Consider the following 13744-nt stretch of genomic DNA (forward strand, 5'->3'; position numbering starts at 1 on the left):
TTTCGTGCTGTCCACTGCGGCCCCACTTAGGGCAGGCAAACCGTACCCCGGGGAAGTGAGGTAAGCCTAGCCTAAGTGGTAACGCTCTGGTTTCAGCTGCCCGCACTCTGGACGGGTTCGCTCCGGACGTGGGTCCGCCCGATCGGCACGACGAGCGGCCGGTCGCCCACCGGATCGTCAATCACCATGGCACGCAGGCCGAACGTCTCCTGCAGCAGCTCGGCGGTCAGCACCTCGCGCGGATGCCCCTGGGCCAGCACCGAACCGGCCTTCATCACGATCAGGTTGTCGCTGTAGCGCGCGGCCAGGTTGAGGTCGTGCAGCACCATGACCACGGTGCATCCCGACTCGTGCAGGTCGTCCACCAGGTCGAGCACGTCGACGGCGTGCGCCAGGTCGAGATAGGTGGTGGGCTCGTCGAGCAGCAGCAGGTCGGTGCCCTGAGCGAGGGTCATGGATATCCACACGCGTTGACGCTGCCCGCCGGAGAGGGCGTCGACGGGCCGGTCGGCCAGGTCGGCGACCCCCGTCATCTCCAGCGCGCGCTCCACGACGGAGGCGTCGTCCGAGGACCACTGGCGCAGCCAGCTCTGGTGCGGATGCCGGCCCCTGGCGACCAGGTCGGCCACGGTCAGACCCTCCGGCGCGACCGGCGCCTGGGGCAGCAGGCCGAGCTTCTTCGCCACGTCCCTGGTCCGCAGCCGGGCGATGTCCTCACCGTCCAGGACCACGGAGCCGCTGGTCGGCTTGAGCAGCCGCGACAGGGTCCGCAACAGGGTGGACTTGCCGCACCCGTTGGGGCCGATGATCGTGGTCACCACGCCCGGCGGGATCGACACGTCGAGCGAGTCGATGACGGTCCGGTCGCCGTACCCGACCGTGACGCCCCTGGCTGCCAACCGCGGCACGCCCTCGACCCGTGACTGGATCCCGGTGATGGACTGAGCGCCCACGACTCCCCCTTTATTTAGGCTTGCCTAACCTTTCTATCACCTAGCGGCGGTTCGCCCGCACCAGGAGGTAGACGAGGAAGGGGCCGCCGATCGCGGCGGTGACCACGCCGACCGGCAGGGTGATCGGCAGTGCCGTACGGGCGACCAGGTCCGAACCGATCAGCAGCAGCGCTCCCACCACGGCGGACGCCACCAACGGCGGCGTGGGGGACTTCGTCAGACGGAGGGCCACCTGCGGCGCCACCATCGCGACGAAGGGGACCGGTCCCGCCGCGCTCACCGCGAAGCCGGCCAGGAGCACCGCGCACAGCAGCAGGACGGCCCGTACCAGCCCGTACCGGACGCCGAGACCGGCGGCCACGTCGTCACCGAAGTGCAGCGGCTTGAACTGGAAGGCCACGCACGCCACGACCACCGCGAGGGCGAGGGTGCCCCAGAGCGCGACCCCCACCTCGTCCCACGACCTGTTGTCCAGGGAGCCCACCAGCCAGGCCTGGGCCCGCGCCACGTCCCTGATGTCGGCGGTGACCAGCAGCCAGGTCGTGATCGCCTCCATCACGGCGCTCACGGACAGGCCGATCAGGATGAGCCGGAAGCCGTCGACCCCGCGCCGCCACGCCATGAAGTACACGAGCAGCCCCGTGGCGAGGCCTCCGGCGAGCGCCGCTCCGGACAGTCCCACGGAGCTGACGACCGCGGCCGAGGCCCCGCCCGACACCGTGACCAGGCACACCGCGACCGCGCTGGCGCCTCCGGTGATCCCGAGGATGTCCGGACTGGCCAGCGGATTGCGGGCGATGGACTGGGTGATCGCCCCGGACATGCCGAGCGCGACGCCCACGACGAGCCCGGCCAGGGCCCGCGGCATGCGCAGGTCCATGATCACGAACTGGTCGACCTGCTCGCCGCCACCGAAGAGGGTGGCCACCACCTGCGGCAGGCCGAGGGGGAAGTCCCCCACGGCGATGGACAGGCAGAAGGCCATGAAGGCCGCCGCCGCCAGCAGCAGCGTGACCAGTACGATCCTGGGCCGCCAGACGAACGACATGCCGCCGAGCCGCACCCCCGGGGCCACCGAGGGCTTCGCCGAAGGCTTCTCCACTGTCGCGCTCGTGTGCTCCGTCAGGTTCATGCGCTCTTGAACTTTCCCCGCCACACCAGGATCGCGAAGAACGGAGCGCCGAGGAGAGCGACGAGGATGCCCGCGTCCAGCTCTCCCGGCCGCACCACGACGCGTCCCGCGATGTCGCAGACCAGAAGGACGACCGCGCCGAGCAGCCCCGCATACGGCACCAGCCAGCGGTAATCGGGCCCGGCCAGGTAGCGGGCCACGTGCGCCACCATCAGCCCGAGGAAGGCGATGGGCCCGCACGCCGCGGTGGCCGCGCCCGCCAGCAGCGTGATGGCGACGATGCCGACGGTCCGGATCAGCGTGATGTTCACGCCCAGTCCCCGGGCCACGTCGTCGCCCAGGTTCAGCAGGTTGACGGAGGGCAGGGTGGCCAGCGCCAGCACCAGCCCGACCACGATGAAGGCGGTCACCGGCCAGATGACGTCGAAGCCGACACCGGCCACCGACCCCGCGTTCCAGAACCGCAGGGCGTTCAGCGCCGCCTTGTCCGACAGCGCGACCGCCGTCGTCATGGCCATCAGGAACACCGTGACCCCCTGCCCGGCCAGGGCGAGCGTCAGCGGATTGCCCGCGCCCCGGCCGATGCTGGAGAGCCCGAACACGACGACACCGGCGAGCGCGGCGCCCAGGAAGGCGAACCAGACGTACTGGAAGGGGTCGGTGAACCCGAACAGGGCGATCGCCGACACCACGGCGAAGGAGGCGCCGGTGTTCACCCCGAGCAGGCCGGTGTCCGCGATGGGGTTGCGCGTGTACCCCTGGATCAGCGCCCCGCCTACGCCCAGGGCGATGCCCGCCACGATCGCGAGGACCGTACGGGGCACCCGTACCGTCCGCATGATGAGCCGGGCTTCGGAGAGCTTCTGGTCGGGGTCCGGATCCGCGAAGAGCCCGTGCCACGCCTCGGCGGGGCTGAGCGCCCGCGCACCGACGGCCAGTGACACCAGCGCCGCGGCCACGAGGACCGCGAGGACGGCGACCAGACCCAGGATCCGCCGCCGCCGGACCCGCGCGACGACCCGGGAAGGCGTCGGGCGCTCGACCGCGGACGGGCCGCCGGCAGGGAGGCGAGTACCAGTGGGCACGGACACGGACGTTCCTTATGTATGGGGCAACTGGTTGCACACTACTGCCGTGCCTCCGGCGGGAAACGCCCGGGAGGCACGGCAGTGAGCGGAGCGGGGACCGGTCAGACGGCCGGCTGGCGGGCTGCGCCGCCCGTTCCCCCGGCGACCGGACGGGCCTGCTCGGGCACGGCCTTGAGGGTCCGGTCGAGGATCGAGTCGAGTATCTCGCCGACCCTCACCGCGGTGTTGGACAGCAGGGAGGAGGTGATGCCGTGCGTGTGCTCGGTGCCGCCCTGGAGGTAGATGCCACAGCTCACTTCGAGGTCGGTCGCGACGCGGTAGTCGCGCTCGACCCGGACCCGGCCCTGGTCGTCGCGGTGGCAGCGGTCCGCGACCTCGCCGAGCAGGCCCAGGCCGTCGGCCTGCTGGTACCCGGTGGCGCACACCACGACGTCGGCGTCGAGCACGCTCTCCTCGCCGGTGACCAGGGACTTGACGGTGGCGCGGACCCCGTCGGCGCTCTCCTCCACGCCCGTCAGGCGCGAGACGTTCAGGAAGCGCAGCCGCTCGGTGCCGAGGACCTTCTCCTGGTACGACTGCCGGTAGAGGTCGTCGATGAGGTCGATGTCCACCACGGAGTAGTTGGTGTTGCCGTGGTAGCCCATCAGCCGCTGCTTCACGTCCTCCGGGGCGGTGAAGTACTCGTCCACCGCCTGCGGGTCGAAGATGCGGTTGGCGAAGCTGCTGTCGTCCGCCGGGCTGTAGCCGTAGCGGGAGAAGACCGCGCAGACCTCGGCCTGCGGGAAACGGCGGTGCAGGTACGCCACGTTCTCGGCGGCGCTCTGGCCGGCGCCGACCACGACGAAGCGGGTGGGCTCGCTGCCCTCCAGGCCGTCGATCTTCTTCAGCAGGTCGGTGTTGTGCCAGACGTGGTCGGTCCGCTCGACGCCCTCCGGCATGACCGGGCGCAGTCCGGTGGAGATGACGAGGTTGCGGGCACGGTGGACGACGACCTCGTCGCCGGAGCGCGCCGTCACGTCGAGGTACTCGACGACGCCGTCGCGCACCACGGGCTCGACGGAGACGACCTGGTGGCCGTACGAGACCATGTCGTCGACCTTGGCCGCGGCCCACTCGAGGTAGTCGTGGAACTCGACCCGCAGCGGGAACAGGTTCTTGTGGTTGACGAAGTCGATCAGCCGGCCCTTCTCCTGCAGGTAGCAGAGGAAGGAGTACTCGCTGGTCGGGTTCCGGAGCGTCACCAGGTCCTTCATGAAGGACACTTGCATCGTCGCGTCGTCGATGAGCATGCCGCGGTGCCACCCGAAGCGCGGCTGCTGCTCGAAGAAGTGGGCGGTGACCGCCTCTTGCCTTCCGACGCGCACGTTGTGCTCGCTGAGCGCGATCGCCATGGCGACGTTCGACGGCCCGAAGCCGATACCAATCAGGTCGTGGATCAGTGGTGCGTCGCCAGGAAGAGCCTGTGACATGTCACTCCCATTGGTGCGGGACAGCCGCCTGCCAGGCGTCGTGTCAGGGGTGGGGGAAAGGGGGCGTCCAGGCGCACCGGTGACCGGCAGCCGAGTGGAACTTAGGTAAAGCTAACCTGATCCAGAAGCCCTGTCGACCAGACAACCCAGACAAACCACCCCCACTCGGTTCAATCGAGCCCAGAATCGGGGTTGTTGCGCCGTTAGGTAAGGCTTGCTTTACTTACCTTTGCTCATTCGCTCTTCTGAGGAGGAACCCCGATGCGGGTCGTCATGTTCGGTTATCAGACCTGGGGCCACCGCACCCTGAAGGCGCTCCTGGACTCCGAGCACGACGTCGTGATGGTTGTGACCCACCCCAAGAGCGAGCACGCCTACGAGAAGATCTGGAGCGACTCGGTCGCCGACCTCGCCGAGGAGCACGGCGTCCCGGTCGTCATCCGCAACCGCCCCGACGACGAGGAACTGTTCCAGCAGCTCAAGGAAGCCGACCCGGACATCCTCGTCGCGAACAACTGGCGCACCTGGATACCGCCGCGCATCTACACGCTCCCCCGCTACGGCACCCTGAACATCCACGACTCGCTCCTCCCGAAGTACGCCGGCTTCTCCCCCCTCATCTGGGCCCTCATCAACGGCGAGCCCGAGGTCGGCGTGACGGCGCACATGATGGACGAGGTGCTCGACGCCGGCGACATCGTCATGCAGCACGCGATCCCGGTCGGCCCGACGGACACGACCACGGACCTGTTCCACAAGACGGTCGACTTGATCGCCCCGGTGACGATCGGCGCCCTCGACCTCATCGCCTCCGGCCGGACGGAGTTCACGAAGCAGGACCGCACCCAGGCCACCTTCTTCCACAAGCGGGCCGAAGAGGACATCCGCATCGACTGGTCCTGGCCCGCGGAAACCCTGGAGCGCCTGATCCGCGCCCAGTCCGCCCCGTACCCGGCCGCCTTCACCTTCCACAGGGGCAAGCGCCTGGAGATCCTCACGGCCGTCGTCTCCGAGGGCCGCTACGGCGGCACCCCCGGCCGCATCTTCTACCGCGAGGGCGAAGGCGTGGTCATCGTCGCCGGCGCGGACGCCCGCACGGGCCGCAACCACGGCCTGGCCATCACCGCCGTCCGCACGGAGGACGGCCGCGAACTCCCGGCGTCGGAGTACTTCAAGTCCATGGGCGGCTACCTCACTTCCCGCGCCTGACCTGCCGGTCCCCACCAACCCCGGCCCGCCCAGGACGGTCCCCGGGCGGGCCGGCCGTCACGGCCGCCGGCCCGGACCGGGGTCGCTGGTCGGAGTGCACTTCGCCGCCGCCCCGTGCGTCAGGCCGGGGCGGGAACCGTTCGCGCCCTAGCGTGGGCCGGAACGATCCCGGCACACCTCCGCCGGGATCCCGGCCCCCGGAGGCACCCCACCATGACCGCCGAACTCACCGCGCTCACCGGCGACTACGTCCTCGACCCCGCGCACACCCGGATCGGCTTCGTCGCCCGCCACGCCATGGTGACCAAGGTCCGCGGCGCGTTCCACCAGTTCGAGGGCTCCGCCCACCTGGACGGCGCCGACCCGGCCCGGTCCACCGGCCAGGTGGTGATCAAGGCCGACAGCATCGACACGGGCGTCGAACAGCGCGACCAGCACCTGCGCACCAACGACTTCCTGAACGTCCCCGACTTCCCCGACATCACCTTCCGCAGCACCTCGGTGGAGCCCCGCTCCGACACCGAGTACCGCGTCATCGGCGACCTGACCATCAAGGACACCACCCGCCCGGTCACCATCGACTTCGAATACTCCGGCAACGCGGTCGACCCCTACGGCAACCTGCGCGTCGGCCTCGAGGGATCGGTGGCCATCTCCCGCAAGGAGTTCGGCGTGACCTGGAACGCCGCCCTGGAAGGCGGCGGCGTCCTGGTCGGCGACAAGGTCGTCCTGGAATTCGACATCTCGGCGATCAGGCAGGGCTAGCCGACCCCGCCCCGCCCGTCGACGGCCCTGCGGCTCAGGCGCCCTTGGCGACCGGCTCCAGGATCGCCACGCACTCCACGTGGTGCGTCATCGGAATCGAATCCAACGAAAACAGGTTAAAGATAACCACAGGTCATAGCCCTGGAGGCTGGACTACACGCCATCAGCGACGTGCATTATGGGCGCTGCGTGCGTGAACGTGACGCTGATTTGACGCTCACGGTGAGCGTGGGAAGAGGGTGAACGGTATCTCGTTTCGCCGCAAACCACGGTGAGACCGGCAGCCGCGAGGGACAGCACCGACACCAAAGAGGTAGGTGAAGCCGACGAGCTGCCGGCGAGAGCAGCTCCGACCCACGGGGCCAAGGCTGTGGCAAGGTGGGCCGGGGCTCCGAGGAGACCGGAGAGCCGATGAGTATTGCGCGGTGCCCCAGCGGTCGGTGACCGTGATGACCTGGAGGAGGGTGAGGTTGATGGCGGCCGGGTTCCTGCGCCGCCTCACAGGCGACTGCGCCGAGGTCCGCTCCGCCGGCTCCGTGCCCGGAGGCCAGATCAACCTCTCCGCCGTCGCCGCCATGGCCGAGCTGGGCATTGACATCTCCGACCAGACCCCGAAGGTCCTCACCCCTGAGGCCGCCCAAGCCTCCGACAACATCAGGCGTACGAGACGTCCTGCCCTGGATGGGCGGTGCGCCAGGCATCCCAGATCTCCTGCCGAAGTCGGCCGCGAGATGGGACGGCCATGCCTTGGTCGCGGGCCCAGGCCCGGACCTCCGCAATGGTCGGCGCGGGACGTGTGGGTGTCTGGACGGACGTCGGGGTGCTGGGCAAGGGGACTACTTTCGGTGACCGCGGCAGTAGCTCGGGGAGGGTGGTGATGAAGCCGCGGCGTTCGAGGATGCGTCGCCGCTTGTGGTGCATGCGCTCGAGCTGGGGCACGTCGGCGTCGAGATAGTCGTGGGCTTCGACGTCGGACTTCCTCGCCTCACCGTTGCGCATGATGCGGCCGACCTGCTGGATGACGCGGCCCTTGAAAGAGATGGGGCTGGTGAGGAAGAGGGTGTCCAGCCGAGGCTGGTCGAAGCCTTCGCCGACCAGCTTGTCGATCGCCAATAGCACCAGCGGCCTGGCGGTCGTCTCGGCCAAGGCGGCTCGGACGCGTGCGCGCTCGGCTGATGGGAGGCCACCGTGGAGCAGCAGTGGCTCGATGTCGTGCGGCTGCAGCGCGGCGGCCAGTTGGTGGAGGTGTTCCACGCGGTTGGTCAGGGCGAGGCTGCACCGGCCGCGTGCGGCGGCGTCGGCAATGTCCGCGGCGATCTGGGTGTTGCGGTCGGGGTGGTGGGCGAGTTCGGTGTAGATCGCCTGGAACGAGGCGCCGTCGGTGCCCGGCTCGTCGGTGGTGAACGTGGTGGGGTGCACGACGAGGTACTTGGTGAAGGTGCTGGTGTCTTCGATCTCATGGCGGATGGGGCCGCACTGCATCGTGATCACCGGGTCCATCTGGTCCGCCCGGTACGGGGTTGCTGACAGGCCGACCCAGCGTCCGGCCTTCGCGGTGCGGATCGCGGCTTCGGCTCCGGGCGCTCCGACGGAGTGGCACTCGTCGACGATCACGAGTCCGTAGCCGTCGAGGAGATCCTCGGGGGCGTCCCGGTGGGACATGGTCTGCAGCATGATCAGATCGACGGCGTGGGTGCGGCGGTCCTTGCCGCCGCCGAGCGAGCCGACCTGGTGGTCGCCGAGGTCGAGGAAGGTGGCCATGCGCTGCTGCCACTGGTCCAGGAGCTCGGCACGGTTGACGATCACGGCTGTCGGCGTGTGGTGGCGGGCGATCAGCGCGCAGGCCATCACCGTTTTGCCCGCCCCGGGAGGAGCTACCAGGACACCGGTGGGGTGCGCGGCCATGGCGTCGACGGCCTTCTGTTGGACGCTGGTCAGCTCGCCGGTGAAGTCGGCGGCGATCGCGGCGTGCTCGGGCTGGTCGCTGGTGATGGTGAGGGTTCCGCCGGCGGCGGCGACGAGCTGGGTGGCCTCGTCGGCCAGGCCCCGCGGCAGCTTGAGCCAATCCGGGTCCGTGGCGTCGAAGCTGCAGATGAGGCGTGGCGTGTTCCAGGTGGAGAAGCGCTGGTTCTGCTTGCGGTAGAACTCCGGGTTGTGGAAGGAAGCTGCGTGTTTGAGCGCGGCAAGCAGTTGCGGAGGCAGCCCGGCCGTGGGGATCGACAGCATCGCGGACAGCCGGGCGGCCACGGCGGCGGGCGCCTTGCCCAGGGACTTCCGACGGGGTCGCGGTCCCAGCTCTTGGGCCGTCGCGGCGGGGCCGGCCTTGACGGGGCCGAGCTTGTCGACGAGCGCCTCGACCTCGGTGGGTGAGAGCCGCTCGGTGTGTGAGAGGTGAGCGAACTGGTCCGGGTAGGGCTGCCAGGTGTCGGGATCCACGAAGACGGTGGTGGCCGTGGCGCGGGAGACACCGTGCAGCGGCAGCGCGATCAGGCTGCCGAACTTGAAGCCGCCCTTGGCCTTGATCGGCTGGAGGTCCTGGGCGGGAAAGAGGCGGTCGTAGCTGGAAAGCGCCATCTGTCCGCGGGCGTCGATGGCCCGCCGCAGCAGCGCCATGCCCAGGGCACGGGCGGTAGTGGCGGCGACGGGCGCGGAGAAGAACGTCCAGACGTGGGCGCCCTTGCCGGAGCGGGAGATCTCCAGCAGGGCGGGCACGCCAGCCTGCTGGCACGTGTTGGCGTAGGTGGTGGCGTCCCCGCGCCAGTCGCTGCCGTCCTTGCCGTCGAAGTCACACGCCAGCAGCCGACAGGTATCATCGGCCAGCAGCGGGTACAGACCCACGTGCAGTTCGCTGCGGCCCTGACGGGACGGATCAAGGTGACCGTAGACGGTCTCGTCGGTCAATGGCCAGAACACCCGGTCAGCGTCGTCCTTGTTCTTGTTGAACGGGTCGTCCTCGGCCGGGCTCCACCCGGTACGCCCCGTCTTCGCGCTTACCCACCGCCGGGCATAGACGTCGTCACGGCCAGCGAACAGTGCCCGAAACAACGCGATCTTCGCTTGGCTGCCGGACGAGGCATCCGCATACGGCAGTCCGTTGGCGCCGACCACCGGCGCAACCGGCAACGGTTCCGCAACCGGCGGCAGAACAGCGGGCTCAGCGGAGGGAGCGCCGCCAAGGGACGCTCGCAGCCGCCCGTTCTCAGCTTGCAGCAGGGCGAGCTCCTCACGGAGCTCGGCGTTCTCCTCCATGGCGACGTCGAGACGGATGCGCAGCTCGGCCGGGTCATGGCAGTCAGACCAGTCCTCCACCCTCCTCATGATCCAGAATCCAGGCATCCCACGCAGCCAGAACACCCAGATTCACCCACCGCTGCTGCCCGCAGGATCGCCCAGTCCGCCATTTGGCCGCCAGCCTTTGGCCAGCTGCAAACTCGCGCGGCGTCAGAGACCACTCGACTCCGTCGATTCCATGATCCTCAAGGTGTGGCTGCGCTGGCTCTGGGTGAGGTTCGCTGATCGGGCCCAGGCACTGTTCGACGACGAGGATTACACGTGGATCCAGCGGTGCCGCAGGCCGCAGGCCTGGCGCGAACGGCCCGGTTCATCCGGCTCCAGGGGAGAGCCCCCTTGCTCTCCCTGAGCAGCCCGCGGGCGCGGCTGTCAGAAAGGCGTTTCTGGAGCCGGGTCGCTCGGGTCGTTCCCAGCGGGTACGGGGGGTCGGACGGGGCTGGCGGCGGCCCACGGGTCGTCTGGCGCGGTCTCCCGTGTGGGCGGTACGGGGCGGGTGGTGCGGGTGATGGCAACGGTCGCGAAGGCCATGGACGCCCCGACATCGTCGACGTCCATCACCATGCGGGAGCGTTTCTCCCCCTCCGGGGTCTCCCACCGGTCGGTCCGGAGGCGCCCCGCCACGACCACCCGGGCCCCTGAAACAGGGACCCGGCGAGGTTCTCCGCAAGCTGCCGCCAGGCACTGCAGTCCAAAAACGTCGGCTCCCCGTCGCGCCAGGTGCTCGTTTCACGGTCGAAGCTGCGCGGTGTGGAGGCGACGGTGAACCTGGCAACGGGGATCCCAGCCTGGGTGAACCGCAGCTCCGGGTCGTCAACAAGGTTCCCAATCACCGTCAGGGGTGTGTCGTTAGGCATCTCCACAGCCTTGCATGGACCTATGACAACCCGTCCACGCGGTCTTCCCGTACCGCCTGGGCCTCTGCCCCCACGCAGAGCGGCCGCGCCGGTATCGTGCCCGGGATGGGGACATGGAGCTGGGCCCAGCTGGATGGGCTGGTCGAGGAGGCCACCGTCGACGCCTACGGCGAGGACGAGGAAGTGACAGGTCTGTTCACGATGGTCGAGGAGCATCTGGTCATGCCGTTTGCCACGACGGTTCTGGGCGTGGAGGTGAGTGTCGTCGGTGTCGATCTCACCGCAAGCGGGATCGTGGGGATCTGCACCCGTGGCAAGCAGCGGCAGGCCGTCGGACTTCTCGATCTGCCCCTGCCCACTCCCGCACCGGACGGCGCGCAATGGATCGAGGCCTACCGCCACTGGGCGGGCTGACACCCTCCCAGGGCGTCCCCGGGCACGGTACCAGACGCCGCCGGGGTCCACGGCCCGCAGCGAAGGGGTTCGGGCTGGTCGGGCACAATGGCGCGGTGCGCGAAGACGATGACGTAGAGCTGCTGGACCGGGTAAGGGCACTGCGGGCGGCTGGCAGCGGCCCCAAGCAGGTGGCGAAGGCGCTGGGGCTTCGCCCCGGGCAGGCGGCCGTGATGGTGCGGCGGGCCGCCGCGGCCGACCAGGCGGTGGAACCGGGAGAACGGCCGGTGGTGGGCTGCTGGGTGAGCCCGGGCTGGAGCGACGGGCTGGACCTGTCGGCCTGCCCTCCGGCCTGGGTGGGACAGGACTCCTCCGCGAGTGAGGAGGCGATCGGGGCGGGGTTCGCGCAGCTGCTGGTGGCACGCCGGGAGCGGGCAAGCCGGGTGACGGTGACCGGTGCACTGGTGGACGTGTACTGCCTGGGTGTCAAGAGCGTGGTCGAGCCCCACACCATGGGGGCGGGGTCGCTGGAGGCACACCGACGCTCCTACTACAGCGCGTTCGCAGAGCCCTCCCTTCCGATTGGTATCGATCAGGCGAGGGCCATCGTCTACGGGGCCGTCGCCTACGCCCGCGAGCTCGGATTCGAGCCGGCCCCCGGCTTCACTCAAGCCGCCGCCGTGCTGGGGGAACCCGTCGGCGCACTCCCGCAGATCGGCTTCGGGAACCAGGGAATGCCCCTCTATATCAACGGTCCCCGCGACGACGCCCGCACGGTGCTGGCCACCTTGGAGCGCACCCGCGGCACGGGCAACTACCACTACATCTTCGCCTCGGGGCCGATGTGACCCACCTGCACGACACCGAGACCTCGCAGACCCGCCTCACCGAACACAGCGCCCAGGCCGATCTGCGGACCCTGCTGCAACTGTGCGCCGCTGGCCGGGTGAAGTGCAGTGCCACAACGCTGCGCCCGTCCGCCGCGACCGTCGCCCAGGTGGCCGAGGTACTGGACGCAGGCGACTTCTACGCCGGTGAGCCGATAGCCGCCTTCGCCTGGCCCCTGCTCCTACAGGCCGGCGGCCTGGCCCAACTGGCCGCAGGCAAGCTCGCTCTGACCAAGCGTGGCCAACAGGCACTCACTCAACCCGCACACAAGGTGCTGGCCGGGCTGTGGCAGCGCTGGCTTTCCAGCACGGTCCTGGACGAGTTCTCCCGCGTCGAAGCTATCAAAGGCCAGCGCTCCGCGAACGTGCTCAGCGCGCTCAAACCGCGCCGAGGCCACGTCGGCGCCGCGCTGGCTGCCCTGGCCCCCGACCAGTGGACCACCGTCGACCAGCTCTTCACTGCCATGCGCAACGCGGGGCACAACCCCTCGGTCGCACGCTCCGAACGTGCCCTGTGGAAGCTTTACCTGGAAGACCCCGAGTACGGCAGTCTCGGCTACGACGGCCACCACCCCTGGACACTGCTCCAGGGCCGCTACACCATGGCCGTGCTGTTCGAGTACGCCGCACCCCTGGGACTGATCGACGTCGAGTACACGGACCCAGCCGGGGCACGCGACGACCACCAGCACAACTGGGGTGGCGACTGGCTGGAGCGGATCAGCCGCTACGACGGCCTTCGCGCGATCCGCCTCACCCCTCTCGGCGCCTACGCCACCGGGCAGGCCTCCGCATACCTCCCCGGGCCCGCCCCTGAATCGACCACCGCCGGGAGCGCCACCGGGCTGAAAATCCTCCCCAACCACGACCTCGTCGCCCTCGACGGCCTCCCCCCTGCCCAAGCCCTACTCCTGGACGCCTTCGCCACCCGCACCGGCGACCGGACCTGGACCCTGAGCCCCGCCTCCCTCCTGGCAGCCGTACACGCCGGACGCAACCTCTCCGAACTGCGCACCTACCTCAACCACGCGGACACCGCCCTGCCGGACACCGTCACCACGCTCCTCACGGACGCCGAGCGGCGCGTCGGCCAGGTCCGCGATCTCGGCCCCGTTCACCTGATCGAATGCGCGGACGCAGCCACCTGCGCGCTGCTGGCCAGCGACAGGCGCATCCGCGCGCTCGCCACCCGCCTCGGCGACCGCCACCTCGGCGTCCATGCCGACAAGCTCGACCGCTTCCGCAAAGCCACCCTTACCCTCGGGCACCCCATCATCTGAAAGCCGCTCACATCGGCAGCCGTCCATGGATCCTTGGCCAGGTTCCCCAAGAGCAAGTGCCGTCCCTGCCCGGCACGCACTCGGTACACCAGCACCGCCGGCGACGCCCCACCGTGGGCTTCCCTCCGCGAGACCCGCGACCTGCGACTCCATGTCCGCACCGAAGAACAGACCCCCGAATGGAAGGCCCGTCATGCGGTCCGTTCTGGAGTGGAGGGCACGGTGAACCGTTCGCCCACGGACACCGCATGTCGCGCTGCCGCTGCCGAGGACAGGGGAAGACCCACATGTGGCACGTTCTGGCGGCCATTGCCGCCAACGCCGAACGCCTCGGCCGGGCTGTGGGCGCTCACGTTGTTATGAGCGCCGACACGGCTGCCGCCGGCCAAGACATCACCCGCACCCCGCCGCCCGACTGCCTTC

11 protein-coding genes and 1 pseudogene are annotated in these 13744 nt (G+C 69.6%); 6 read left to right on the forward strand and 6 right to left on the reverse strand.

The features are described 5' to 3' along the window. Positions 1-92 precede the first annotated feature (92 nt). From OG435_RS43155 to OG435_RS43170, 4 genes are all read right to left on the reverse strand, one after another. Complete coding sequence (locus OG435_RS43155; RefSeq protein ID WP_323188014.1) at positions 93-953, reverse strand: ABC transporter ATP-binding protein; 861 nt, start codon at positions 951-953, stop codon at positions 93-95. Positions 954-993: 40 nt separating this feature from the next. Continuing rightward, positions 994-2085 (reverse strand): FecCD family ABC transporter permease, encoded by a 1092-nt coding sequence (locus OG435_RS43160; protein ID WP_266886034.1) that lies wholly within the window; start codon positions 2083-2085, stop codon positions 994-996. Beyond that, entirely contained in the window at positions 2082-3170 is a 1089-nt protein-coding gene (locus tag OG435_RS43165; RefSeq protein ID WP_266886036.1) for a FecCD family ABC transporter permease, read from the reverse strand. Before OG435_RS43165 ends, OG435_RS43160 begins: the two co-directional genes overlap by 4 nt. A gap of 104 nt (positions 3171-3274) precedes the next feature. After that, positions 3275-4642 (reverse strand): lysine N(6)-hydroxylase/L-ornithine N(5)-oxygenase family protein, encoded by a 1368-nt coding sequence (locus OG435_RS43170; RefSeq protein WP_266886038.1) that lies wholly within the window; start codon positions 4640-4642, stop codon positions 3275-3277. A 261-nt stretch (positions 4643-4903) separates the two neighbouring features. Here OG435_RS43170 and OG435_RS43175 point away from each other — a divergent pair, with 261 nt between their 5' ends. The 3 genes and pseudogenes from OG435_RS43175 to OG435_RS43190 form a co-directional block, all read left to right on the forward strand. Further along, the gene (locus OG435_RS43175) at positions 4904-5851 is read left to right on the forward strand and encodes a methionyl-tRNA formyltransferase (RefSeq protein ID WP_266886041.1); all 948 of its coding nucleotides are present in this window, start codon (positions 4904-4906) and stop codon (positions 5849-5851) included. Positions 5852-6064: 213 nt separating this feature from the next. Beyond that, the gene (locus OG435_RS43180; RefSeq protein WP_266886043.1) at positions 6065-6616 is read left to right on the forward strand and encodes a YceI family protein; all 552 of its coding nucleotides are present in this window, start codon (positions 6065-6067) and stop codon (positions 6614-6616) included. Positions 6617-7065: 449 nt separating this feature from the next. Continuing rightward, positions 7066-7272 (forward strand): annotated as a pseudogene (locus OG435_RS43190) (hypothetical protein); the annotation flags it as partial. On the opposite strand, the gene OG435_RS50245 reads toward OG435_RS43190, so the two are convergent. Then, positions 7271-9952, reverse strand: a complete 2682-nt coding sequence (locus OG435_RS50245) for a TOTE conflict system archaeo-eukaryotic primase domain-containing protein (RefSeq protein WP_323188015.1) — start codon at positions 9950-9952, stop codon at positions 7271-7273. The pseudogene OG435_RS43190 and the gene OG435_RS50245 sit on opposite strands and share 2 nt — an antisense overlap. Positions 9953-10461: 509 nt before the next feature. Continuing rightward, a complete protein-coding gene (locus OG435_RS50250; RefSeq protein ID WP_323188016.1) occupies positions 10462-10977 on the reverse strand; it encodes a single-stranded DNA-binding protein in 516 nt (171 codons plus the stop codon). Between OG435_RS50250 and OG435_RS43210 the strand changes: the two genes are divergently transcribed. The 3 genes from OG435_RS43210 to OG435_RS43220 all read left to right on the forward strand — a co-directional run bounded on the left by OG435_RS43210 (position 10867) and on the right by OG435_RS43220 (position 13321). After that, entirely contained in the window at positions 10867-11175 is a 309-nt protein-coding gene (locus tag OG435_RS43210) for a hypothetical protein (RefSeq protein ID WP_266886049.1), read from the forward strand. The genes OG435_RS50250 and OG435_RS43210 overlap by 111 nt on opposite strands. A gap of 95 nt (positions 11176-11270) precedes the next feature. Beyond that, positions 11271-12002, forward strand: coding sequence for a hypothetical protein (locus OG435_RS43215; RefSeq protein WP_266886051.1), 732 nt, complete (start codon positions 11271-11273; stop codon positions 12000-12002). Beyond that, positions 11999-13321 (forward strand): helicase-associated domain-containing protein, encoded by a 1323-nt coding sequence (locus OG435_RS43220; protein ID WP_266886053.1) that lies wholly within the window; start codon positions 11999-12001, stop codon positions 13319-13321. Before OG435_RS43215 ends, OG435_RS43220 begins: the two co-directional genes overlap by 4 nt. The last annotated feature ends 423 nt before the right edge of the window (positions 13322-13744 follow it).

It is taken from the genome of Streptomyces sp. NBC_01264 (genome assembly GCF_026340675.1).
Lineage (GTDB): Bacteria > Actinomycetota > Actinomycetes > Streptomycetales > Streptomycetaceae > Streptomyces.

Bases quoted from the DNA above. Each gene is read 5' to 3' on its own strand.
- OG435_RS50250 (WP_323188016.1), bottom strand. From the start codon at position 10,977: ATGCTCCTCGACCATCGTGAACAGACCTGTCACTTCCTCGTCCTCGCC.
- OG435_RS43180 (WP_266886043.1), top strand. From the start codon at position 6,065: ATGACCGCCGAACTCACCGCGCTCACCGGCGACTACGTCCTCGACCCC.
- OG435_RS43175 (WP_266886041.1), top strand. From the start codon at position 4,904: ATGCGGGTCGTCATGTTCGGTTATCAGACCTGGGGCCACCGCACCCTG.
- OG435_RS43160 (WP_266886034.1), bottom strand. From the start codon at position 2,085: ATGAACCTGACGGAGCACACGAGCGCGACAGTGGAGAAGCCTTCGGCG.
- OG435_RS43170 (WP_266886038.1), bottom strand. From the start codon at position 4,642: ATGTCACAGGCTCTTCCTGGCGACGCACCACTGATCCACGACCTGATT.
- OG435_RS50245 (WP_323188015.1), bottom strand. From the start codon at position 9,952: ATGCCTGGATTCTGGATCATGAGGAGGGTGGAGGACTGGTCTGACTGC.
- OG435_RS43210 (WP_266886049.1), top strand. From the start codon at position 10,867: ATGGGGACATGGAGCTGGGCCCAGCTGGATGGGCTGGTCGAGGAGGCC.